The sequence below is a fragment of the Embleya hyalina genome, from assembly GCF_003967355.1.
GTDB lineage: Bacteria > Actinomycetota > Actinomycetes > Streptomycetales > Streptomycetaceae > Embleya > Embleya hyalina.
Genome location: NZ_BIFH01000056.1, coordinates 40654 through 63531 on the forward strand (window position 1 = coordinate 40654; position 22878 = coordinate 63531).

Below are 22878 nucleotides of genomic sequence, written 5' to 3' on the forward strand. Positions count from 1 at the left end.
CGCCCACGGCCGGACGGACGAAGGTTCTTGTCCGAATTTCGACCGCAAACGACCGGGTCGCCGGCGAATCGCCCGAACACGGGAGCTACTCCGACCCCCACCGCGCCGACCCCACGACGTCGACCCCGTGTCGAGTATCCGCCGAGAACCCGATCGGACAAGGTTCGACCCGGGCGGCCGAACCGTACCTGCGGTCGATGCGTCCGTACCTGAGTACCACCTAGGGTGGGAGGCACCCGGCACCACCGCCCAGGTGGCGGACAGGACAGTGGGGAGCGGCGTGGACCGGCCGGTCGGCAGCAAATATCTGCTCCAGGAGACCCTGGGGCGCGGAGCCAGTGGCACCGTCTGGCGCGCGAGCGTGCGCGACTCCGGCGAGGTGGTCGCGGTCAAGGTGCTGCGCGAGGAGTTGGGTACCGACCCGGACGTGGTCACCCGCTTCCTGCGCGAGCGCTCACTGCTGCTCAACCTGCGCCACCCCAACCTCGTACACGTGCGCGACCTCGTCGTCGAGGGCGAGACGCTCGCCCTGGTGATGGACCTGATCGACGGTCCCGACCTGCGCACCTACCTGCGCGACAACGGCCCGCTCCCGCCCGCCGCCGCGGCGCTGACGATGGCTCAGATCTGCGACGCGTTGAGCGTGACACACGCCGACGGCGTGATACACCGCGACCTGAAACCGGCCAACATCATGCTGGCCCGCAACGGCGACTCGCTCTACCCGATGCTGACCGACTTCGGCATCGCCCGGCTCGCCGACTCGCCCGCGCTCACCCGCACCCACGAACTCGTCGGCACCCCCAGCTACGTGGCCCCGGAGACCGCCGAGGGCCGCCCGCTCACCCCCGCCGTGGACGTCTACGCGGCGGGCGTGGTGCTCTACGAACTGGTCGCCGGACACCCGCCGTTCCGCGACACCAACCCGATCGCGCTGCTGCACCACCACCTGACCGAGCTGCCGACGCGGCCGGCGGGCATGCCCGACGCCTACTGGCTGATCACCGAACGCTGTCTGGCCAAGCAACCCGAGGCACGGCCCGACGCGGCGGGTCTGGGCCGCGCGTTGCGGATGGCCGCCGACGTGGTCTCCGGCGCGCGACCCGACGACGGCTCGATCGCGCAGGTGCTGGCCGCGAGCGCGTTCGGCGCCGGGGCGGGCGCCGCCGGGGCCGCCGACGCCACCCGCGCGCTCCCGCAGACCCGGGCCGGCTACCCGAGCGCGCCGACCACCCCGCCGACGCCGCCCGCACCGCCCGCGTCGCCGAACGCGACCCGGGTGATGAGCACACAGCCGCCCGGCTACCCGCAGCCGCAACAACCACCGGTGCGACAGGCCCCGCACCACCCGCCGCCCGCCTACGCCGAGCCGATGCGACAGGGCCCGCCCGGCCCGCCCGCGCAGGCCGACCCGGGCCCACCGCCCCCACCGCCCCCGTCGCGCTACCGCCGCGACGAGGCGGCCGAACGCGAGCCCCGGCGCCGACCGCGCGCCGTGCGCGAGCCGGCGGAGCCCAGGGAGCGCGAGCCGCGCGAACGCCGCGAACGCGAGCCGCGCCGGCGAGGGTTCCGGCTCGGCAGCATTCCCGGCGTGGGCTGCACCATCGGCTGCCTGCTGCGGCTGGTGATCATCGCCGCGGTCCTGTTCGCCGTCTACTGGTTCAGCCCGCTGCACGACTGGGTGAACTCCGCCATCGACACCTTCGATACCGTTCGAGGCTGGTACGACGACGTCAAGGACTTCGTCACCGGCAACGACGGCGGCGACAAGGGCGACGGCAGCGGCGGTGGCGGCGAGAACTGACGCGAAGTCATCCCCCGGTCGCCCGCGTCGAGGTCGACCTCGTACACGCCGTCCTGCCCGACGGTCCCCGCATTCGGGGGTCGGCCGCGTAGGGTGCGGTCGGGGAAGTCCGCTGTGAGCACCACGCTCGCTGGGTCCACGGAGCTGCTTTGGCACGCAAGATCGGTAGCCGATACGTCGCCCTGAAGGTGCTCGGGCGCGGCGCCAGCGGGACCGTCTGGCAGGGCGAGGGCCCCGAGGGACCCGTCGCGATCAAGCTGCTGCGCGAAGACCTCGCGTCCGACCAGGTGTTGGTCGCCCGCTTCGTGCAGGAGCGCACCGCGCTGACCAGCCTCGACCACCCCAACATCGTGGGCGTGCACGACCTGGTCGTCGACGGTGCCGACCTCGCCCTGGTGATGGACCTGGTGATCGGCCCCGACCTGCGGGCCCGGCTGGAGCGCGAACGGGTGCTCACCCCGCGCCTGGCCGCCGCGATCGTCGCCGACGTCGCCGACGGCCTCTCCGCCGCACACGCGGAAGGGGTGATCCACCGCGACGTCAAACCCGAGAACATCCTGATCGACACCTCGGGCGGGGTCTCCCGGGCCCGACTCACCGACTTCGGCATCGCCCGCCTGGTCGACGCGCCGCGCCGCACCCGGGCCACCCGGATCATCGGCACGCCCGACTACCTGGCCCCCGAGATCATCGAGGGCCTGCAACCGACGGCCGCGGTGGACGTGTACGCGCTGGCCACCGTCCTGTACGAACTGCTCACCGGCTGGACCCCGTTCGGCGGCGGACACCCCGGCGCGGTGCTGCGCCGCCACGTCACCGAACCGGTGCCCGGCATCCCCGGCCTGCCCGACCCGCTCGCCGCGGTGCTCGCGTCCTGCCTGTCCAAGGCGCCCGCCGCGCGGCTGACCGCCCGCGAGTTCGGCGAGCGGCTGCGCTCGGCCCTGCCCGCGCTGATCGGCCTGCCCGCGTTCGACGTCCCCGACCCCAACGGCACCGCGGGCCGCCAGGACACCCCCGTGCCGCGCCCGTCCGGCGTGGTCCCGCTGGTCTCCGGCATCTCCGAGGCCGCCGACGGCAGCCGGGACACGCACACCAACCTGACCCGCCCGGTGTTCGAGGAGGCGGTCCCGGTGCAGTCGCACCGGCGCGGCAAACCGGCGCGCGGCGGCCGGCGCCGGTGGGTCGCGGTGCTCGGCGGCGTGCTGGCCGTGGTCGTGGTCGGCGCGGGCGCGATGTGGTTGGGCAGGGACGACGACAACCCGGCCCGCCCCGCCGGACAAAGCGCCGGCTCGCCCACCAACATCGCGCCCGGACCGGCCCGCGGCTCCGACGGGCCGGCCCCGCAGCGGGCCCCCGGCAGCTACGCGTGGGCCGCGTTCGCACCGCTGCCGGCCGCGCCCGTGCTGCTCCAGGGCGGCCCCGCCGCGGCCCGGGTCGACGCGGACCGCAGCTACCTCGTGCAGCGCGACGGCGACGGCGGGCTCTGGTACGTCTCCGGCGACGGCACGCGCTGGGGCGAATGGCGCAGGCTGCCCACCTTCCGCACCACCGACGACCCGGCGGCGGTGGCCACCGGCCCCGGGCGGATGGACGTGTTCGCCGTCGGCGCGAGCGACAAGCTGCTGTATCGCGCCACGTTCGCCGACGGCCGCTTCGGCGAGTGGACCAGGACGGACGGCAAGACCAAGCTCACCGGCGCGCCCGCGGCGGTGGCCACCGGCGACCGGATCGACATCGTGGCCCGCACCGCGAGCGACGGCCTGGCCGCCGGGGCGCTCACCGGCGGCGGCTGGAGCGGCTTCACCACGGTGCCCAGCGCGGGCCGGATCGAGGCGGCGCCCGCGCTGACCGCGAGCGGCGGCGGCACGCTGGACGCCTTCGTGGTGCGCGCGGGCGACCACGCGGTGCTGCACATCACCAGCGTCGACGGCACCTGGCGCGAGCCGGAGCGGGTCAACCTCGCCGCGTCGGCGCGCCCGGCCGCCGCCTGGAGCCAGGCCCGGGGCCTGGTCGTGCTGGCCCGGGACGGCAACGGGCGACTGCTCGGCGCGGTGCCCGGCGAAGGCGGCTGGCGGCCGGTCGACCCGAACACCGCCAGCGCCGACGCCCCCGCCGCGGCGGCCGTCGGCGCCGACCGGGTCGACGTGTACGTCCGCGCCGACAACGGTCGCCTGCAGGCCGCCGCGTCGACCCCCGACGCGGGCTGAGTCCCGAGTCGGGCCGCCGTCCACTTAGGATGGGTGCGTGGCTGCCGTTGATCCTTCCGAAGAGCTCAAGTCCGTCGAGTCGACCATGGGGTCGATCGAGGCCGTCCTCGACCTCGACAAGATGCGGGCCGACGTGGCCGCTCTCAACGAGAAGGCGGCGGCGCCGGATCTGTGGGACGACCCCGAGGCCGCACAGAAGGTGACCAGCCGGCTGTCGTTCCTCCAGGGCGAACTGCGCCGGGTCGAGGACCTGCGCCGGCGGATCGACGACGTGAACGTCCTGTTCGAGCTGGCCGAGGCCGAGGACGACGCGGACACCCGCGCCGAGGCCGAGAGCGAGTTGGCGGCGGTGCACAAGGCGGTCGGCGAACTCGAGGTCCGCACCCTGCTGTCCGGCGAATACGACGCGCGCGAGGCGCTGGTCACCATCCGCTCCGAGGCCGGTGGCGTGGACGCCGCCGACTTCGCCGAGATGTTGCTGCGGATGTACACCCGCTGGGCCGAGCGGCACGGCTACCCGACCGAGGTCTACGACACCTCCTACGCCGAGGAGGCCGGCATCAAGTCGGCCACCTTCGCGGTCAAGGTGCCCTACGCCTACGGCACGCTGTCCGTCGAGCAGGGCACGCACCGCCTGGTGCGCATCTCCCCGTTCGACAACCAGGGCCGGCGACAGACCTCGTTCGCGGGCGTCGAGGTGTTGCCGGTGGTCGAGCAGAGCGACCGGGTCGACATCGACGAGTCCGAACTGCGCGTCGACGTCTACCGTTCGTCCGGTCCGGGCGGCCAGGGCGTCAACACCACCGACTCGGCGGTGCGGATCACGCACATCCCGACCGGCATCGTGGTGTCCTGCCAGAACGAGCGCTCGCAGATCCAGAACCGCGCCTCCGCGATGGCGGTGCTCTCCGCGAAGCTGCTGGAGCGCCAGCGCCAGGAGGAGCAGGCCCGGATGAACGCGCTCAAGGGCGAGGGCTCGTCCTGGGGCAACCAGATGCGTTCCTACGTCCTGCACCCGTACCAGATGGTCAAGGACCTGCGCACCGAATTCGAGGTCGGCAATCCGCAGTCGGTGCTCGACGGCGAGATCGACGGCTTCATCGAGGCCGGTATCCGCTGGCGCAAAACCCAGCAGACCGCCGCCGCGTAGCCGAGGCCGGCCGCCGGGAATTCCGGTGAACAAGTCGATTTCACGGCCCGGGACCCCCACGATTCGGTGGGGGCCCGGGCCGTGTGGCGTTGCGCTTTCGTGCCGATTTTCGCGGCGAATCGGAATTAACCCCCGCAACCCTCTCCGAACGCCCTTGACGCGGCATCCGCCCGGTTACCAGTCTGAACAGCGGCATTGCCGTGACGCATCCGATCAGGGGAGTCCGAAGCGCATCGACAGATGGCACGGACGCGCGTCGGGTGATGCCCAACGGCGTTTGGGACCCCACCCGCGCCGGCGCGGATACGGGGATCTCATCCAACTGGGGGTTAATTGATGTCAACCAAAATGCGCGTCCGGACGGCCAGGATGGCCGCCGCTGCGCTGTTCGCGGCGGGCGCGTCCTTCGCGGTCGCCGGTGTGGCGAGCGCGACGGACGGCGGTCCGGACGACGGGTGCGAGCAGACGCACACATGCCCCGGTGGTCCGGGCGGTACCTCGACGGGTACGTCGACCGGTACGTCCACGGGCACCTCCACCGGCACCTCGACCGGTACGTCCACGGGTACCTCCACCGGTACTTCGACGGGCACGTCCACCGGCACCTCGACCGGAACCTCGACGGGGACCTCCACCGGTACGTCGACGGGTACCTCGACCGGTACCTCGACGGGAACGTCCACGGGCACCTCGACGGGTACCTCGACCGGTACGTCCACGGGCACCTCGACCGGGACCTCGACGGGGACCTCCACCGGTACGTCGACGGGTACTTCGACCGGTACGTCGACGGGCACCTCGACCGGTACCTCGACGGGAACGTCCACCGGTACCTCGACGGGTACTTCGACGGGCACGTCGACCGGTACGTCCACGGGTACCTCGACCGGTACTTCGACCGGTACGTCCACCGGCACCTCGACCGGCACCTCGACCGGGACCTCGACGGGCACGTCGTCGGGCACCTCGGCCGGGAGCACCAAGGGCAACTCGGGCGGCTCGGGTGACACCACCAAGGGCAACTCGGGCGGTTCGGGCGACACCACCAAGGGCAACTCGGGCGGCAGCACCGGCGGCAACACCTGTGACGCCACGCACGCCTCCGGCGGGCTGGACCTGAACTGCGGCGGCGATGGGAACACCCGGACGAGCAGCGGCAACGACCAGCAGAACGCGCCCGTCCGCGACTTCGGCGGCGGCGACACCGCGCCGGCGCAGCAGGCCGCGAAGAAGGAACTGGCCGAGACCGGTTCCGGCGCCAACATGGCGTTCCTGATCGTCGGCGGTGCCGCGATGGCGGCCGGTGGCTTCACCTTCACCGTGCTCCCCGCGCGGCTTCGGCGCCGGCAGCAGGCCCCCGCGGCCTAGTCGAAGACTTGTGCCCCGGCGCGGCGGTGCCGGGGCACTGAATCCGCCGTCCCGGCGTTCCGAGCCGGGCGCACCGCGGTCATCGCGAGTGCGTCTGTGAAACGGTCGGCCCGGAACCGGGGGCGGTGGGCGGTACCCGCGGTACGCGGTCGGGCCCTGTGCCCGACCCGAGAACGGGGCGCCCGCTCGGATCGGTCCGCGCCGGACAGCTGCCGGCGAGGGCGGGTCCGGGTTCCGGAAGCCGCGGGACGCCGCTGCACAGCGCGAAGGCCCTGGGGGCACCCAGGGCCTTCGTCGTGTCCGGTCTCGGCTTTTGCCGGGGTCTCCCGGCCTTCGGCGCGCTCCGGGCGGCTCAGCCGCCCACGCGGGCCAGCAGGAGCGCACACGCCAGAACGAGCAGGGCGAGTGCCGCCACCATCGCGGGGTTGATCCCGCCGGAGCCCCTGAGGCGTTCGCGACTGGCTCGGCACGTCGGGCAGCGACCCTCCGCGACCAGTCCGGCGCAGTTCGCACACACCAGGCGGTCCAAGGTCATCTCGACTCCTCCGCCTCGATTGCTCCGTTATCACGCATCGATACACATAACGCTCACGACGCGGCGGGAAGTTCCCGTCCCCCTCCACTGTGCCGCTTACACTCACGGAATGGCCATGCCCGACGACCACTCTGTTCGAGCCTGGGCGCCCGGCTCCCGACAGCGTGGTCCCTTGGTCTCCTCTGTGCCCCCAGCTGCATGTCCTGCCCCCTACACTGGCGCACCGTGATGCAACCGTGATCCGATTCGACAACGTCAGCAAGACCTACCCGAAGCAGCCGCGCCCCGCGTTGCACGACGTCTCCCTCGAAGTGGAGAAGGGTGAGTTCGTCTTCCTCGTCGGGTCCTCGGGCTCGGGTAAGTCCACCTTCCTGCGGTTGGTCCTCAAGGAGGAGCGGCCGTCCCTGGGCAACATCTTCGTGGCGGGCAAGGACCTCGGCCGACTGTCCAACTGGAAGGTGCCCGCGCTGCGCCGCCAGGTGGGCACGGTCTTCCAGGACTTCCGCCTGCTGCCCAACAAGACGGTGTACCAGAACGTCGCGTTCGCGCTCGAGGTGATCGGCAAGCCTCGGGGCACGATCCGCAAGGTGGTACCGGAGGTTCTGGACCTGGTGGGGCTGGGCGGCAAGGAGGAGCGCATGCCCGGCGAGCTGTCCGGTGGTGAGCAGCAGCGGGTGGCGATCGCCCGGGCCTTCGTGAACCGGCCGATGATCCTGATCGCCGACGAACCCACCGGCAACCTCGACCCGCAGAACAGCGTCGGCATCATGAAGCTGCTCGACCGGATCAACCGGACGGGCACCACGATCCTGATGGCCACGCACGACCAGGCGATCGTGGACCAGATGCGCAAGCGCGTCATCGAGCTGGAGCAGGGCCGACTCGTCCGCGACCAGTCTCGCGGCGTGTACGGCTACCAGCACTGATCCACCGGACCACCCGGCGCGGCAGTCCGGCCGCGCCCCTAGCGACTAGGACATCATGCGCGCCCAGTTCGTCCTCTCGGAGATCGGAGTCGGTCTCCGCCGGAACCTGACCATGACGATCGCGGTGATCGTCAGTGTCGCGCTGTCCCTCACGCTGGCCGGAGCGGGTCTGCTGCTGCGGGTTCAGGTGAACGAGATGAAGGACTTCTGGTACGACCGGGTCGAGGTCTCGATCTTCCTGTGCGGCAAGAGCGACCACGGGCCCGGTTGTGAGGGCGGCGAGGTCTCGAACGAACAGCGTGAGGGGTTCCGCGCGGAACTCAGCCGGATGCCCCTCGTGGAGAAGACCTACTACGAGACCAAGCAGGAAGCGTTCCAGCACTTCAAGGAGCAGAACAAGGAATCGCCGATCTCCGGCAGCGTGACCGCCGATCAGCTGCCGGAATCCTTCCGGGTCAAATTGAAGGACCCGACCAAGTACCAGGTGGTGGCCAGCGCGTTCCAGGGGCGTCCGGGCGTGCAGTCCGTCCAGGACCAGCGCAAGATCCTGGAGCCGTTCTTCAAACTGCTGAAGAACGCGCAATGGGCGGCGCTCGGGGTGATGGTCTTCATGCTCCTGGTGGCGATCCTGCTGATCGTCAATACCGCCCGGGTGTCCGCGTTCAGCCGCCGTCGGGAAACCGGGATCATGCGCCTGGTCGGCGCGTCGAACCTGTACATCCAATTGCCGTTCATCATGGAATCCGCGATCGCCGGGTTGCTGGGCGGCCTGATGGCGACCGGGTTGTTGAGCGCCGGGTTCTACTTCGGGGTGAAACAGGGGCTCGGTCAGCAGTTCAGCGCGTTCGACCTGATCGGCTGGGGTCCGGTGTTGATGACCCTGCCGTGGCTGATCGTGTTCGGTGCGGTGATGTCGGCGATCGCGTCGTTCTTCACCCTGCTGAAATACCTCAAGGTCTGAGCACCGGCCGCATACCGGGTACCCGGAGCGGCCCGAGAGCCCCGCGGCGCCACGGCGCGGCGGGGCTCTCGAACGTGTGTATGCGGCCGGATGGGTTCCGTGTGGGTTCGTATTACTTCCATACCGGTGTGTTCAGTGGCGATTCATGTGCATTCCGCGTTTCTTGTGATCATGCGCAGAATTCGGACCAGGCGACTCGGATTGTCGGTGCTCGTGGTGATCACGGCCGCCGCGGTGGGTTTCGTGCCCGCGTACGCCGACGGCGACGACGATGACGTGCGGGCCCGGAAGCAGCGCGCCGACGCGGCGGCCCGGGACATGCGGGCCGACCTGGACGCGTCGCTGGTCCGGCTGACCGCGGCGGAGAAGGCGTACGAAGAGGCCGAGGCGGCCGCGCCGGGGGCCCGGGCCGCGGCCGACGCGGCCCGGGCGAAGGTGGCCGAGGCGCGGGCCCGTACCGCCGATCTGAGCCACGGCGTGGAGCTGGCGGAGGCCGCGGTGACCACCGCGGAGGCCGAGTTGCGCGACGTGGCCGCCTCGACCCAGGCGGTGCGCGACGACGTGGCGCAGCTGGTGGGGCGGGCGTACCGCAGCGGGCAGATGGCGCAGTTGTCGATGATCCTGCGCGCGCAGACCCCCGCGGAGCTGCTGAGCAGCCTCCAGGGCTATCGGCGCATGGTGCAGACGGACCACGAGACGATCGCGCGTCTGGAGCGCACCCGGGACGCGGTGGACGCCCGCCGGGCCGAGCTGGAGCGCCGCCGCGAGGAGGCCCGGCGCAGGCACGCCGAGGCCGGGCGGAACCTGGCCGAGGTGGTCGCGCTGGAGAAGACCGCGACCGAGGCGGCGGCCAGGGTGACCGCGCTCGGCGCGCGGCGCGAGGGCGCGCTGGCCGTCGCGCGCGAGGAGAAGGCGGCCGACCAGCAGCGCTACGAAGCGATCCGCACCGAGCAGAAGCGGCTGACCGAGCTGGTCGACCGCAGCAACGCGCCTGCCCGCGGGGCCGGGCCGCGGACGTCCTCCTCGGCCAAGGGCGGCGCGCTGTCCTACCCGGTCCGCGGCTCGGTCAGTTCGGGCTTCGGGATGCGCTACCACCCGATCCTGGAGTACACGAAGCTGCACACCGGCACCGACTTCGCGATCCCCGAGGGCACGGCGGTGGCCGCCGCCCGCGAGGGCACGGTGGTGCAGACCGGCTACAACGCCGCGTACGGCTACCGCGTGGTGCTCTCGCACGGGCGGGTCGGCGGTGTCGCGCTGACCACGACGTACAACCACCTGTCCCGGATCACCGTGCGCGAGGGGCAGCGGGTGGCCCGGGGCGACCAGGTCGGCCGCTCCGGCAACACCGGCTGGTCCACCGGCGCGCACCTGCACTTCGAGGTGCTGGTGGACGGCGACTTCGTCGACCCGGCACTGTGGTTGTGACGGCCGGGCCGGCTCCGGGGTAATGGGCTTGCGGCCATGCGCGAGAATGCAGGGATCATGGCGAAAGAGATCGGGCGCAAACTCATCGCCCAGAACAAGAAGGCGCGGCACGACTACCTCATCGAGGACACCCTCGAGGTCGGGCTCGTGCTGACCGGCACCGAGGTCAAGTCGTTGCGGGCCGGCAAGGCGTCCCTGGTGGACGGCTTCGCGAGCATCGACGGTGGCGAGGTGTGGCTGCACAACGTGCACATCTCGGAATACTCCCAGGGCACGTGGACCAACCACACGGCGCGACGCAAGCGAAAGTTGCTGCTGCACCGGCACGAGATCGACAAGCTGGTCCAGTCGACCCAGGAGACCGGCCACACGCTGGTGCCGCTGAGCCTGTACTTCAAGGACGGCCGGGCGAAGCTCGAACTGGCGCTGGCCAAGGGCAAGAAGAACTACGACAAACGACAGACCCTGCGCGAACAGCAGGACAAGAGGGAGACGGAGCGCGTGATGTCGAAGTACGTGCGCGGCCGTCGGCAGTGAACCGGCGGCGAGGGTGACCGGCGGGGAATGAAGTGGACCGGTCCGACGTTGGACCGTACGATGTGCCTGGTTCGGCTCGAGCACGTGTGGCGAGTCGGGCCGTCGAGCAGGACACCCTCGGGTGGTTGCTTGAAAATTCAATAGGGGGTGATCGGTTTCGACTGCGGCTGTCGAAGCAGAGGAAGCGAGCCGAGGAAGCGACAATGATCTCGTTAACCATATGTCGCAAACAAATAATCGCCGATACCAAGCGCGATTCCTTCGCCCTCGCTGCCTAAGCGAGTATCCGAAGGTGTCAGACCGGGTGCGTCCCCGCCCCGGATCCTGGCATAATCTAGGGGACTCCACCGCCCGACCCGGTTACGGGGTCGTTCGGGACAAAAAACAGTAACTGGGCCCGTCGGTGTCTTGTCCACGTGAACACCGGGGCCGAGAAAATCGTTGTGGACTGCGCTCGGAGAAGCTCTGGTTCCGCACCGTAGGACGCGGGTTCAATTCCCGCCACCTCCACCCCTGTTGAAACCGCTGAAACGAAAGCCCGGTGTGCCCGCACACCGGGCTTTTCGCGTGCCCGGGCGGGTGCCCGTGACCCGCGCGGGCGCGGGCCGGGTCCGCCCGCACGGGGCTCCGCACGCCGAAACGGCGGCCCCGAAGGACCGCCGTCTCGTTTCGTCGAGGACACCGACCCGCCAATGCTCGCCTCTCGGCAAGTGGTCCCTCGTAGGGACTAATGGTTGGGCCCGGGGGCTTGGATCGAGCCGGTGTCGTCGACCAGCGTAACCGACCGTCCCGCCGAGCCCGGGGGATCGGCGAAGGACGAGGATCACAGTTTGCGTGGTCGGGGGGTCCGGGTAAGGGCGGGCCCCGGCCGCCACGCCGATGTCCACGAAGTGAGACCATCGGGAGCGATGCGACGTCGTGGGAGACGGGCGTCGCAGCGATCGGAGGAGAAAGAGTTCATGCCCGCAGCGCCCAGCGCCTCGTACTCGATCACGGCTCGACTGGAGGTCCCCGCAGGGGGTCCCTCGGTCAGTCGGCTCACCAACACGGTGGAATCCGCCGGGGGGTCGATCACCGCGCTCGACGTCACCGCGTCCGGCCACGAGCGCCTGCGGATCGACGTCACGATCGCCGCGACCTCGACCGATCACGCCGACCGGCTCGTGGAGGCGATCCGCGAGATCGAGGGCGTCACCCTCGGCAAGGTCTCGGACCGCACCTTCCTGATGCACCTCGGCGGCAAGATCGAGATGCAGTCCAAGCACCCGATCCGCAACCGCGACGACCTCTCGATGGTCTACACCCCGGGCGTGGCGCGGGTGTGCCTGGCCATCGCGGAGAACCCGGACGACGCGCGCCGACTGACCATCAAGCGCAACACCGTCGCGGTGGTCACCGACGGCTCCGCGGTGCTCGGCCTGGGCAACATCGGCCCCAAGGCCGCGCTGCCGGTCATGGAGGGCAAGGCGGCCCTGTTCAAGCGCTTCGCGGGAATCGACGCGTGGCCGATCTGCCTGGACACCCAGGACCCGGACGAGATCGTCCGGGCCGTGCAGGTGATGGCGCCGGGCTTCGCCGGGATCAACCTGGAGGACATCTCCGCGCCGCGCTGCTTCGAGATCGAGCGTCGGCTGCGCGAGACGCTGGACATCCCGGTCTTCCACGACGACCAGCACGGCACCGCGATCGTGGTGCTCGCGGCGCTCACCAACGCGCTGCGGGTGGTCGGCAAGAAGATCCGGGACGTGCGCATCGTCATGTCGGGCGCGGGCGCGGCCGGCACCGCCATCCTCAAGCTGCTCCTCTCCGCGGGCGCGGGCCACGTGGTGGTCGCGGACGTGCGCGGCGTGGTGCACACCGGGCGCGACGACCTGGGTACGGACCTGCGCTGGATCGCCGAGCACACCAACGAGCAGGGCCTGACCGGCACGCTCAAGGAGGCCGTGGTCGGCGCGGACGTCTTCGTGGGCGTGTCGGCGCCGAACGTACTCGACGGCTCCGACATCGCCGCGATGGCCACCGACTCGATCGTGTTCGCGCTGGCCAACCCGGATCCCGAGGTGGACCCGGCGGCGGCCCTGGAGCACGCCGCGGTGGTCGCCACCGGGCGCAGCGACTTCCCGAACCAGATCAACAACGTGTTGGTCTTCCCGGGCGTCTTCCGCGGTCTGGTGGACGCGCAGAGCCGGCACATCAGCGACGACATGCTGCTCGCGGCCGCGCGGGCGCTGGCGTCGGTGGTCTCCGACGACGAAGTGAACCCGAACTACATCATCCCGAGCGTTTTCCACCCGGAGGTCTCCTCGGTGGTCGCCGCGGCGGTGCGGGACGCGGTGTTGGCGGAGCGTCAGAACCCTGCGGGATGATCGTCGTACTGTCGGTCCGTATCCCGGTTGCGGGGCCCCCCGAACGGCCCCGTAATCTGCCGGAACCGCGAAATCACGGGGCTTTCCCAGTGATTTGGCGTGTCCTTGATTAGCTTCCGGGCATGGATGAGTGCAGGATTCGTCCCCGGGGCAAGAACAGCGAGTTGGACTGAACCACGTTTGCGACCACGTTCCGTGGTCGTCGGCGGAGGTCAGCAAGACACGGGAGTGACACATGAACCGCAGTGAGCTGGTGGCCGCCCTCGCGGAGCGCGCCGACGTGACCCGCAAGGACGCGGACGCCGTACTGAGCGCGCTCGCCGACGTGGTCGGCGAGATCGTCGCCAAGGGCGACGAGAAGGTCTCGATCCCGGGCTTCCTCACCTTCGAGCGCACCCACCGTGCCGCCCGCACCGCGCGGAACCCGCAGACCGGCGACCCGATCGACATCCCCGCCGGCTACGGCGTCAAGGTTTCGGCGGGCTCGAAGCTCAAGGCCGCGGCCTCGGGCAAGTAAGTCCGTAGCAGCCCCGGTGGAAACCGGAAGGGCGGCTTCCCCAGTGAGGGAAGCCGCCCTTCCGGCGTGTGGGGCCCGACCGGCCCTGCGCGGCCCTCCTCGGGCCCCTGAGGCCCCGGGAAGGGGCCATCGTGACCCGAGGGGTCGCGGTAAACGGCCGACGAACGGCTAGGCGACGCTCTCGGCGACCCGCATCGGCAGCTCCACGCGGGCGCCCAGGGCCTCCAGCTTGGCCTGGAAGTCCTCGTAGCCGCGCTCGATCAGATCGATGCCGGTGACCCGCGAGGTGCCCTCCGCGGCGAGCGCGGCGATCAGGTACGAGAAGCCGGCCCGCAGGTCCGGGATGTCCAGGTCGGTGGCGTGCAGCTTGGCCGGACCGGAGATGACCGCGGAGTGCTGGAAGTTGCGCTGGCCGAACCGGCAGGGCGTACCGCCCAGGCACTCGCTGTACAGCTGGATCGTGGCGCCCATCTGGTTCAGCGCCGAGGTGAAGCCGAGCCGCCGCTCGTACACCGTCTCGTGCACGATGGACAGCCCCGTGGCCTGGGTCAGCGCGACCACCAGCGGCTGCTGCCAGTCGGTCTGGAAGCCGGGGTGCACGTCGGTCTCCAGGGCGATCGCGTTCAGCGGCCCGCCCGGATGCCAGAAGCGGATGCCCTCGTCGTCGATCGAGAACGCGCCGCCGACCTGCCGGAAGACGTTCAGGAACGTCATCATGTCCAGCTGGCGCGCGCCGCGGACGTAGATGTCACCGTGCGTGGCCAGTGCCGCACAGGCCCAGGACGCGGCCTCCAGCCGGTCCGGCAGCGCGCGGTGGTCGTAGCCGCCGAGCTTGGCGACGCCCGTGATCCGGATCACCCGGTCGGTGGTGACCGAGATGATCGCGCCCATTTTTTGGAGCACGCAGATCAGATCTATGATCTCCGGCTCCACCGCCGCGTTGGACAGCTCGGTGGTGCCCTCGGCGCGCACCGCCGCGAGCAGTACCTGCTCGGTGGCGCCCACGCTGGGGAACGGCAGCCGCACCTTCGCGCCCTCGAGGCCGTTGGGCGCCTCGATGTAGAGCCCCTCGGGGCGCTTGGTGATCACCGCGCCGAACTCGCGCAGCACGCTCAGGTGGAAGTCGATCGGCCGGTCGCCGATCATGCAGCCGCCCAGGTCCGGGATGAACGCGCGGCCGAGGCGGTGCAGCAGCGGGCCGCAGAGCAGGATCGGGATCCGGCTGGAGCCGGCGTGCGCGTCGATGTCCGCGACGTTGGCCTGTTCCACCTGGGTGGGGTCCATCAGCAGTTCGCCGGGCTCGTCGCCGTCGCGCACCGCCACGCCGTGCAGTTGCAGCAGGCCCTTGACGATGCGCACGTCGCTGATCTCCGGGACGTTGCGCAGTCGGCTCGGCGCCTCGCCCAGGAGCGCGGCCACCATCGCCTTGGGCACCAGGTTCTTGGCGCCCTTGACCCGAACCTCGCCTTCCAGCGGGGAACCGCCGTGAACCAAGAGCACGTCGTCTTGCATGAATCCTCGCACTTCTGTTGGTGCCGGAACCGACAGGGAAGATGGGCCGACAGCGCTACACGGTAGTCGGATCCGTACCGCTCCCGTGTCGGGTCGTGGTGCCGATGAGGCCCGGGGAACCCGGGGAAAAGCGGGGTTCGGCCCGCGGACGAGGAGTGGGGATGGCCGGGGGAACGAGGGGCGGCAGGCTCGCGTACTGCGCGTTCGCGGTGGCGGTGCTGGTGAATCTCTACCTCCTGTTCAATCCCGGCAGTCCGGGTGACCCGGCGCCGTTCGTTCCACATCGTGACAAGATCGTGCATTTTCTCTCGTTCGCCGCCATTGCCTGGACGGGTCGGCGTGTCGGATTCGGTCCGCTGCCGCTCGGCGCGCTCCTCGTGGGGCACGCGGTGGAGAGCGAGCTGGTCCAGCACTTCCTGCTGCCGCACCGCAGCGGTGATCCGTGGGACGTGCTCGCGGACGTGTGCGGGATCGGCGCCGGGCTCGCCCTCGCCGGCCGACTTCCTCGCCGGGCGGCACACCCTGACGCGGCGGTTGCGGGATCATGAGCCCTATGACCGAGGTATCGCTCACCGGACGCCTGCTCGTGGCCACGCCCGCGCTGGCCGATCCGAACTTCGACCGGTGTGTGGTCTTCCTCCTGGAGCACGACGAGGACGGCACCCTCGGCGTGGTGATCAACCGGCCCAGTCCGGTGGACGTCGACGACGTGCTCGTGCCCTGGTCCAAGATCGTCAGCGAGCCGTCCGTGGTGTTCCAGGGCGGGCCGGTCGCGATGGACTCGGCGCTGGCCATCGCCTCGGTACCGGGCGGCGCGGAGCCGCTGGGGTGGCGTCGGGTGCACGGCGGTCTCGGGCTGGTGGACCTGGACGTGCCGCCCGAACTGGTGGCGGCCGACTTCGGGTCGATGCGGGTCTTCGCGGGCTACGCGGGCTGGGGTCCCGGGCAGTTGGAGACCGAGCTGCGGTCGGGCGCGTGGTACGTGGTCGACTCCGAGCCGGGCGACGCCTTCACGCCGACGCCGGATCGGTTGTGGCGGGCGGTACTGCGGCGGCAGGTGGGCGAGTTGGCCATGGTCGCCACGTACCCGGAGGACCCGACGCTGAATTAGCGCGGTCGCCGGGGGTCGTCGCGGGGGCGCTCGGCGGGGTGGTCGCGGGTGCGGCCGACGGCGGGTCGCGGGTGCGCCCGGCGCTCGTGCGCACGCGCCGATCGATGCGGCCGGCGTCTGGCTATCCTGGTGGGTATGACCACTCCCCAGAGCTTCCCGGAGCCGGAGCACGGGACGGGCACCGGCACGCTGATCGAGGAGACGCCGAAGCTCTCCCACGGCGACGGTGACCACGAACGCTTCGCGCACTACGTCCAGCGCGACAAGATCATGGAAAGCGCGATGTCCGGGAGCCCGGTCATCGCCCTTTGCGGGAAGGTCTGGGTACCGGGTCGCGACCCGAAGAAGTACCCGGTCTGCCCGATGTGCAAGGAGATCTACGAGACCATGCCTGCGGGCGGGTCGGGTGACAAGGACAAGAGCGGTGGCAAGAGCGGCGGCAAGCAGTAGCAGTAGCAGCAGTCGCTGAGGTGTGCTGGGGGCGTCGGCCGATTCGGTCGGCGCCTCTTGCGTTGCGGGTGGGCTGGGTGGGTGGTGCCGGTCGGGTCGGTCGGTCGGGTCGGTCGGTGGGGTCGGGTCGGTGGGGTCGGTCGGGTCGAGTCGGTCCGGGTCGGGATTTGACGCTCTTTTCATCCGTTGGGTTTTGCTTCCGGGCCCCGGTTCACCGGGTGGGGTTTCGGGTTGGCTCAAATCTCGGCCGGGTCCGCTCGTTCGGTGGCCGCGTGGCAATAGGGTGGGCGGCGCTGTGGACGCGACGATCTTGATGCCGTTGTCGCTCGACGAGGCCGTGGACGCCCTCGCGCGCGATCCCCGGGCACTGCCGGTGGCCGGGGGGACCGACCTCATGCCCCGTGTCAACGCCGAACTGGTGCGACCGTCGGCCCTGGTGGGCCTGGCGAAGGTCGCCGACCTGCGGCGATGGGGTTACGAGGACGGCTTCGCCATGCTCGGCGCCGGGCTCACCTGGGCCCGGCTCGCGGACGCGGACCTGGCCGCGCTCGTCCCGGCGCTGGCCGCCGCCGCCAACGAGGTGGGCACCGCGCAGGTTCGCGCGATGGGCACGCTCGGCGGCAACATCCTCGCGAGCGGCCGACCCGCCGACTCGCTGCCCGTACTCGCGGCCCTGGAGGCCACCGTGTCGTGCCGTTCGCCCGGCGGGGTGCGCGAGGTCGCACCGCACCTGCTCGAGCCCCGGTCCGGTCCGATCGCCGAACAGCTTTTGCGGCCGGGGGAGTTGATCACCGGCGTACGGGTGCCGCTGCTGCGCGGCGTGCAGGAGTTCGTCAAGGCGCCGGTGGGCGCGGGGCGGTACCTCACCCTGGCCCTGGTCGCCGGACCCGTGGTCGGCGACGTGCGCTGCGCGGTCGGCGGGGCGCACCCCGGGCCGGTGCGCGCGTTCGAGGCGGAGCGGTGGTTGGCGGGGCGGATGGACGCGCGCAGCGGACGGCTTTCGGACGCGCGCGACGCGGCCGACTTCGGCCGGCTCGTCGCCGACGAGGTGCGCCCCGAGGCCGAGCAGCGGGCCGCCCGGGCGCATCTGCGGCACGTGGTCGCGGTGTGCGCGCGACGCGCGGTACAACGGGCGTTCGGCGGATGAGCGGGCCCGGATTCGGGGACGCTCTCGGGGGCGACGCGACCCCGACGACGTCGTACGTGTTGCGGGTCAACGGCGAGGCCCGGCTGATCGAGAACGCCTGGATCGGCGAGAACCTGCTGTACGTGCTGCGCGAGCGGCTCGGCCTGCCCGGCGCCAAGGACGGCTGCGGGCAGGGCGTGTGCGGCACCTGCACCGTGCAGTTGGACGGGGTCGCGGTGGCCGCGTGCCTGATCGCCGCGGCCACGCTGGGCGATCGTGAGATCCGCACCATCGAGGACCTGGACAACGACCCGGAGACCGCCGACGTACAGCGCGCGCTGATCGAGGCCGGCGCGGTGCAGTGCGGGTTCTGCGTGCCGGGCGTGGTCACGTCGGTGTGCGCGCTGCTGGCCCGGGTGGCCGAGCCGAGCGAGGTGGAGATCCGGCGGGCGCTCGACGGGCACCCGTGCCGGTGCGCGGGGCCGCATCCGATGGTGGACGCGGTGCGGATCGCGGCGCGCCGGCGGGTACCGAGGCAGACCCACTCGACGATGATGTTCAACGTGATCGCGCCGCCGACGTCCGGCGGCGCCGAGTGATCGGGCGGACCCGGTGATCGGCGAGTCGACGCCGCGCCCCGACGGCGACGCCAAGGCCCGGGGGCGGTTCTCGTACACCGGCGACCTGTGGGCGCCGGGCCTGTTGTGGTGCGTGCTGGTGCGTTCGCCGCATCGGCACGCGCGGATCCTGGGCGTCGACGCCGGGGCGGCCTACGCGGTGCCGGGAGTGCGCGGCGTGGTCACCGCCGCCGACCTGCCCGCCGGGGCGTGCCACGGGGCGATCGTGGCGGATCGGCCGGTACTGGCCGACGGCGTGGTGCGGTTCGCCGGGGAGGCGGTCGCGGCGGTGGCGGCGGAGACCCTGCAGGCGGCGCGGGCCGGCGCCGCGGCGGTGCTGGTGTCGTACCAGCCGCTGGAGCCGGCCGTCGACCCCGAACACGCCTTCGCCGGGCCGCCGTTGCATCCGGACGGGAACGTGCTGCGGCACATCGCGTTGCGGCACGGGCGGCCGGTCAGGGTGCGCCGGGACGGTACGCCCGTGGAGGAGGTGGTGGTCGAGGGGCTGTACGAGGTGCCGGCGCAGTATCAGGCCAATCCGGCCACCGACGCCGCGCTCGCGCTGCCCTCGCCCGACGGCGGGGTCGAGTTGCACGTGGCCACGCCGTATCCGCACGCGGACCGCGATCAGGTCGCCGAGTGTCTGGGGCTGCCCGCCGGGATGGTCCGGCTGATGCCCACCGGCGCGGGCGGCTCGGGAGGCAGTCGCGAGGACGTCGGACTGACCACCGTGGTGGGGCTGTTGGCGCTGCGGACGGGGCGGCCGGTCAAGGCGGTGCTCGATCGGGACGAGTCGCTGCGCGCGGGCGGGCACCGGCACGCGGCGCGGATGAAGTACACGCACCGGGCGGACCGGGACGGCCGGCTGCTCGCGGTGGAGGCGCAGATCATCCTGGACGGCGGTGCGTACGCCGGGGTGTCGCCGGAGGTGATCGGGCGGCTGATCGGGTGTGCGGCGGGGCCGTACATGGTGCCGTACGCGGCGGTGGACGCGTGGGCGGTGCGGACCAACAACGCGCCGGCCGGGGCGATGCGGGGGCCGGGCGCGGTGCAGGTGTGCTTCGCGCACGAGGCGCAGATGGACAAGCTGGCGGACGCGCTGGGGATGGACCCGGTGGAGTTGCGGCTGCGCAACGCGCTGAGCACCGGGACGATGTTGACGACGGGTCAGGTGCTGGACGGGCCGGTGCCGGTGGGCGCGGCGTTGCGGGCGGTGGCCGAGGCGGCGCCGCCGGCGGCACCGCCCGCGCCCGGGACGTTGCGCGGGACGGGGTACGCGGTCGGGCTGATGCCGCTGCTGGGGATCGAGGGGGCCGACGAGTCGTCGACCGCGACGGTGCGGCTCGACGGCGGGGTGGTCACGGTGACCTGCGCGGCGGTCGAGGTCGGGCAGGGCTTCGTGACCCTGGTGCGGCAGATCGTCGACGAGGTGCTGGGGGTGCCGGACGCGATCGTGCTCCAGGCCGGGACCGCGCTGCCGACGGCCGGGGCGCCGGGGGTGGGGCGGCACACGTGGCTGACCGCGGGGGCGGTGGAGCAGGCGGCGCGGGAGATCCGGGAGCGGCTGTTGGCGCCGGTGGCGGCGCGGTACGGGATGACGGCACGGTTGCTGGACGTGCGCGACGGGCGGATCCGGTCCTACGACGGGCTGATCGACCTGCCGGTGGATGTGATGTACGAGGACACGGCGACGGTGACCACGGCGGGTGCGTGTCGGGCGCCGAGCACGGAGCCGTTGGACGACGCGGGGCAGGGCAACGCGTATCCGGCGGTGGCGTTTTCGGCGTGTCGGGTGGTGGTGGACCTGGATCCGGAGCTGGGCACGATCCGGGTGGTGGACGTGACCGGGGCCTACGACGCGGGGCGCGTGCTGGATCCGGCGCAGGCTCGGGTGCGGGTGGAGAGTTCGGTGGCGATGGGGGTGGGGCTGGCACTGACGGAGGACGCCGAGTCGGTGTGGGCGCCGCCCGGGCCGTGGGACGTGCCGCAGGTGCGGGTCGCCGCGTGGATCGAGGAGCCGCAACCGGGCGCCCCCTTCGGCGCGAAGGGCCTCGGCGACGCCGCGATCGTCCCGGTCCCCGCCGCCCTCGCCGCCGCCGTCCGCAACGCGACAGGCCTGGAACTCCCCCGCCTCCCCATGCGCCCACGAGACGTGGTGGTGGACTGACAACCGACCGCCGGGGCCGCCGCGGGCAGACGCCGACCGCGCCTCCTTGTGCGTTACGCGCGCCCATCCGGTGCTCCCGGGTGCGAACACGCCCGGGCACGCGAGCAGCCTCGCCCCACGCCGCCACACCCAGCCGAGCCCGGAACCCACCACACCCGGCGCGGCACGCTCCCGGCGTGACGCCTGCCGTGCCCGTTCGCCGGTCGCCTTTCCCCACCGCGGTGCGTGGGATCGCCCGGCGTTCGCCACGTCTGTTGTACCTGCCGCACCCGTCTCGCCGTGTCCGCTTGGTCTGCCGTGCGGCCGCGCGCGTCGTACGCTGCCCGGTCGCCGCGCCCACCCCGACCGATCCGTCCGGCGCCTTTCGCTCCCGGGCTCCGTCCATCGCCTCCCGCCTACGGCGCCCACGACATCCGCCGTATCCCGCCGCGGTCCCCACGCTCGCGCCCCGGCCCGCGGTGCCCTGCCGCACCCGCGCCGCCCGCCGCGTCCGCCCCGTTTCGGGCCCGACGCCCTGCGCCGTCGTGCCCCGGCACGGCTCTCGGCGTCTTGCCGCTCGCCGGCCCGTGTTCACAGGGTCGTGGTCCGCCTCGGCTGGTGTTCGTGGGTTGAGAAGGTGGGGTGATTGCATTGATAAGTCGGTTGATATGACAGGGCCTAGGCTGTCTCGGTGACAGCCGTAGGGGAGTCGAAGTCCGCCGCACGACGTGGCGCCGCAGGGTCCGAGGGGCGGGAGCCGGGGGTGTTGACCCGGCCCTACCGGCATCTGACGCTCGGGATCGTGTCGGTCGTCTTGTTGATCGCCTTCGAGGCGATGGCCGTGGGTACCGCGATGCCGGTGGCGGTCCGGGAACTGGACGGCGTGCAGCTGTACGCGCTGGCGTTCTCGAGCTTCTTCACCACCAGCCTGCTCGCCATGGTCGTCTCCGGCGAATGGTGTGACGCGCGTGGACCGCGATTGCCGCTGTTCGGCGGGATCGGGGCGTTCGCCGCCGGCCTCGTACTCTCCGGCACCGCGCAGTCGATGTGGCCGTTCATCGTCGGCCGGGCCGTCCAGGGCCTCGGTGGCGGCCTGGTGATCGTGTCCCTGTACGTGGTGGTCGGCAAGGCGTACCCCTCCACGCTGCGCCCGCGCGTGTTCTCGGCCTTCTCGGCGGCGTGGGTGCTGCCCTCGATCGTCGGGCCGCCGGTGTCCGGCCTGGTCACCGATCATCTCGGCTGGCGCTGGGTGTTCCTGGCCATCCCGGTGCTCGTGGTGTTGCCGATCGTGATGATGCTGCCGCAACTGGAGCGGATGGCGGGCGAGTCGGCCCCGGACGTACGGATGAACCGACGCCGCATCGGCGCGGCGGCCGGCGCCGCGCTGGGTGCGGGCATGCTGGAGTACGGCGGCCAGGACCTGGACGTGGTCGGCATACCGCTCCTGGTCGCGGGGACCGTATTGATGGCCGTGACGGTGCCCCGGCTGCTGCCGTCGGGCACGATGCGCGCGGTACGCGGGTTGCCGACGGTGATCCTGTCCCGGGGCGTGCTCGCGGGCGCGTTCTTCACGGTCGAGTCGTTCGTTCCGCTGATGTTGACCAGCGAACACGGGCTGTCCCCGACCGAGGCGGGCCTGACCCTGACGGTGGGGGCGCTGTCCTGGGCGATCGGATCCTGGTACCAGGGCCGTTCGCCCCACGAGCGCCGCCCCGTCCTGGTCCGGGTCGGCTTCCTATTCGTGGCGCTCGCGATCGGTGGAGCGCTGCTGGCGTTGTTGCCGGGCATGACCCCCTACACGGTCACCGCGGGCTGGTTCTTCGGCGGCATCGGCATGGGCCTGGCCGTCTCCTCGCTGAGCGTCCTGACCCTCGACCTGTCCACTCCGGAGGAATCCGGCACGAACTCCTCCTCCCTCCAAGTCGCCGACTCCCTCGGCACGATCGTCATGATCGGCATCTCCAACGCCGTCTTCGCCGCCCTCCACGAGGGTTCCGGCAAGGACGGCGGCGTCTTCGCCCTGATCTTCGCCATCATGTTCATCCTCGCCCTGGCGGGTACTTTCCTGCCGCCGCGAATACGCCCCCGCCCCACCCGAAGCTGACCGAGGCCCTCGG

General features: G+C 71.6%; 19 protein-coding genes and 1 other RNA gene. 17 read left to right on the forward strand and 3 right to left on the reverse strand.

Annotation, left to right across the window (positions count from 1 at the left end):
* The first annotated feature begins 253 nt into the window (after positions 1 to 253).
* The 3 genes from EMA17_RS48310 (at position 254) to prfB (ending at position 5161) form a co-directional block, all read left to right on the forward strand.
* Entirely contained in the window at positions 254 to 1804 is a 1551-nt protein-coding gene (locus EMA17_RS48310; RefSeq protein ID WP_246127382.1) for a serine/threonine-protein kinase, read from the forward strand.
* Between the two features lie 149 nt (positions 1805 to 1953).
* Positions 1954 to 4011: a protein kinase domain-containing protein gene (locus EMA17_RS55875; RefSeq protein ID WP_126643606.1), complete on the forward strand. Its 2058-nt coding sequence runs from the start codon at positions 1954 to 1956 to the stop codon at positions 4009 to 4011.
* Positions 4012 to 4048: 37 nt separating this feature from the next.
* Entirely contained in the window at positions 4049 to 5161 is a 1113-nt protein-coding gene (gene prfB, locus EMA17_RS48320) for a peptide chain release factor 2 (RefSeq protein ID WP_126643607.1), read from the forward strand.
* Positions 5162 to 5490: 329 nt separating this feature from the next.
* Here the strand turns inward: prfB and EMA17_RS55025 are convergent, their stop codons facing one another.
* Together EMA17_RS55025 and EMA17_RS48330 are read right to left on the reverse strand one after the other, a co-directional pair.
* A complete protein-coding gene (locus tag EMA17_RS55025; protein WP_246127383.1) occupies positions 5491 to 6426 on the reverse strand; it encodes a hypothetical protein in 936 nt (311 codons plus the stop codon).
* A 455-nt stretch (positions 6427 to 6881) separates the two neighbouring features.
* Entirely contained in the window at positions 6882 to 7064 is a 183-nt protein-coding gene (locus EMA17_RS48330) for a hypothetical protein (RefSeq protein WP_126643609.1), read from the reverse strand.
* A 236-nt stretch (positions 7065 to 7300) separates the two neighbouring features.
* Between EMA17_RS48330 and ftsE the strand changes: the two genes are divergently transcribed.
* The 7 genes from ftsE (at position 7301) to EMA17_RS48365 (ending at position 13799) form a co-directional block, all read left to right on the forward strand.
* A complete protein-coding gene (ftsE, locus tag EMA17_RS48335; RefSeq protein ID WP_078977036.1) occupies positions 7301 to 7990 on the forward strand; it encodes a cell division ATP-binding protein FtsE in 690 nt (229 codons plus the stop codon).
* Positions 7991 to 8045: 55 nt separating this feature from the next.
* Complete coding sequence (ftsX, locus tag EMA17_RS48340; RefSeq protein WP_078977037.1) at positions 8046 to 8951, forward strand: permease-like cell division protein FtsX; 906 nt, start codon at positions 8046 to 8048, stop codon at positions 8949 to 8951.
* A gap of 171 nt (positions 8952 to 9122) precedes the next feature.
* Complete coding sequence (locus EMA17_RS48345; RefSeq protein ID WP_126643610.1) at positions 9123 to 10379, forward strand: M23 family metallopeptidase; 1257 nt, start codon at positions 9123 to 9125, stop codon at positions 10377 to 10379.
* A gap of 57 nt (positions 10380 to 10436) precedes the next feature.
* Positions 10437 to 10916, forward strand: a complete 480-nt coding sequence (smpB, locus tag EMA17_RS48350; RefSeq protein ID WP_126643611.1) for an SsrA-binding protein SmpB — start codon at positions 10437 to 10439, stop codon at positions 10914 to 10916.
* 143 nt (positions 10917 to 11059) lie between these two features.
* Positions 11060 to 11429: a transfer-messenger RNA gene (ssrA, locus tag EMA17_RS48355) on the forward strand.
* A gap of 446 nt (positions 11430 to 11875) precedes the next feature.
* Positions 11876 to 13282 carry an NAD-dependent malic enzyme gene (locus tag EMA17_RS48360; RefSeq protein ID WP_126643612.1) on the forward strand — a complete coding sequence of 469 codons (1407 nt, stop codon included), beginning with the start codon at positions 11876 to 11878 and terminating at the stop codon, positions 13280 to 13282.
* 235 nt (positions 13283 to 13517) lie between these two features.
* Positions 13518 to 13799 carry an HU family DNA-binding protein gene (locus tag EMA17_RS48365; RefSeq protein ID WP_020553331.1) on the forward strand — a complete coding sequence of 94 codons (282 nt, stop codon included), beginning with the start codon at positions 13518 to 13520 and terminating at the stop codon, positions 13797 to 13799.
* Between the two features lie 168 nt (positions 13800 to 13967).
* On the opposite strand, the gene murA is transcribed toward EMA17_RS48365, so the two are convergent.
* Positions 13968 to 15311, reverse strand: coding sequence for a UDP-N-acetylglucosamine 1-carboxyvinyltransferase (murA, locus tag EMA17_RS48370; RefSeq protein WP_126643613.1), 1344 nt, complete (start codon positions 15309 to 15311; stop codon positions 13968 to 13970).
* Positions 15312 to 15472: 161 nt separating this feature from the next.
* On the opposite strand from murA, the gene EMA17_RS48375 reads away from it, so the two are divergent.
* The 7 genes from EMA17_RS48375 to EMA17_RS48405 all read left to right on the forward strand — a co-directional run bounded on the left by EMA17_RS48375 (position 15473) and on the right by EMA17_RS48405 (position 22865).
* Positions 15473 to 15859 (forward strand): VanZ family protein, encoded by a 387-nt coding sequence (locus tag EMA17_RS48375; protein WP_174861539.1) that lies wholly within the window; start codon positions 15473 to 15475, stop codon positions 15857 to 15859.
* Between the two features lie 5 nt (positions 15860 to 15864).
* On the forward strand, positions 15865 to 16422 hold the full coding sequence (locus tag EMA17_RS48380; protein WP_078977041.1) for a YqgE/AlgH family protein: 558 nt from the start codon (positions 15865 to 15867) through the stop codon (positions 16420 to 16422).
* 135 nt (positions 16423 to 16557) lie between these two features.
* Complete coding sequence (locus EMA17_RS48385; RefSeq protein WP_126643614.1) at positions 16558 to 16872, forward strand: DUF3039 domain-containing protein; 315 nt, start codon at positions 16558 to 16560, stop codon at positions 16870 to 16872.
* Positions 16873 to 17185: 313 nt separating this feature from the next.
* Entirely contained in the window at positions 17186 to 18019 is an 834-nt protein-coding gene (locus EMA17_RS48390) for an FAD binding domain-containing protein (RefSeq protein ID WP_126643634.1), read from the forward strand.
* The gene (locus tag EMA17_RS48395; RefSeq protein WP_126643615.1) at positions 18016 to 18597 is read left to right on the forward strand and encodes a (2Fe-2S)-binding protein; all 582 of its coding nucleotides are present in this window, start codon (positions 18016 to 18018) and stop codon (positions 18595 to 18597) included. Before EMA17_RS48390 ends, EMA17_RS48395 begins: the two co-directional genes overlap by 4 nt.
* Positions 18598 to 18610: 13 nt before the next feature.
* On the forward strand, positions 18611 to 20782 hold the full coding sequence (locus EMA17_RS48400) for a xanthine dehydrogenase family protein molybdopterin-binding subunit (RefSeq protein WP_281290630.1): 2172 nt from the start codon (positions 18611 to 18613) through the stop codon (positions 20780 to 20782).
* Positions 20783 to 21452: 670 nt separating this feature from the next.
* Positions 21453 to 22865, forward strand: a complete 1413-nt coding sequence (locus EMA17_RS48405; protein ID WP_126643616.1) for an MFS transporter — start codon at positions 21453 to 21455, stop codon at positions 22863 to 22865.
* Positions 22866 to 22878 lie beyond the last annotated feature (13 nt).

Bases quoted from the DNA above. Each gene is read 5' to 3' on its own strand.
- ftsX (WP_078977037.1), top strand. From the start codon at position 8,046: ATGCGCGCCCAGTTCGTCCTCTCGGAGATCGGAGTCGGTCTCCGCCGG.
- EMA17_RS48365 (WP_020553331.1), top strand. From the start codon at position 13,518: ATGAACCGCAGTGAGCTGGTGGCCGCCCTCGCGGAGCGCGCCGACGTG.
- smpB (WP_126643611.1), top strand. From the start codon at position 10,437: ATGGCGAAAGAGATCGGGCGCAAACTCATCGCCCAGAACAAGAAGGCG.
- EMA17_RS48330 (WP_126643609.1), bottom strand. From the start codon at position 7,064: ATGACCTTGGACCGCCTGGTGTGTGCGAACTGCGCCGGACTGGTCGCG.
- EMA17_RS48390 (WP_126643634.1), top strand. From the start codon at position 17,186: ATGCCGTTGTCGCTCGACGAGGCCGTGGACGCCCTCGCGCGCGATCCC.
- EMA17_RS48380 (WP_078977041.1), top strand. From the start codon at position 15,865: ATGACCGAGGTATCGCTCACCGGACGCCTGCTCGTGGCCACGCCCGCG.
- EMA17_RS48375 (WP_174861539.1), top strand. From the start codon at position 15,473: ATGGCCGGGGGAACGAGGGGCGGCAGGCTCGCGTACTGCGCGTTCGCG.
- EMA17_RS48360 (WP_126643612.1), top strand. From the start codon at position 11,876: ATGCCCGCAGCGCCCAGCGCCTCGTACTCGATCACGGCTCGACTGGAG.
- murA (WP_126643613.1), bottom strand. From the start codon at position 15,311: ATGCAAGACGACGTGCTCTTGGTTCACGGCGGTTCCCCGCTGGAAGGC.
- EMA17_RS48395 (WP_126643615.1), top strand. From the start codon at position 18,016: ATGAGCGGGCCCGGATTCGGGGACGCTCTCGGGGGCGACGCGACCCCG.
- EMA17_RS55025 (WP_246127383.1), bottom strand. From the start codon at position 6,426: ATGTTGGCGCCGGAACCGGTCTCGGCCAGTTCCTTCTTCGCGGCCTGC.
- EMA17_RS48345 (WP_126643610.1), top strand. From the start codon at position 9,123: ATGCGCAGAATTCGGACCAGGCGACTCGGATTGTCGGTGCTCGTGGTG.
- EMA17_RS48385 (WP_126643614.1), top strand. From the start codon at position 16,558: ATGACCACTCCCCAGAGCTTCCCGGAGCCGGAGCACGGGACGGGCACC.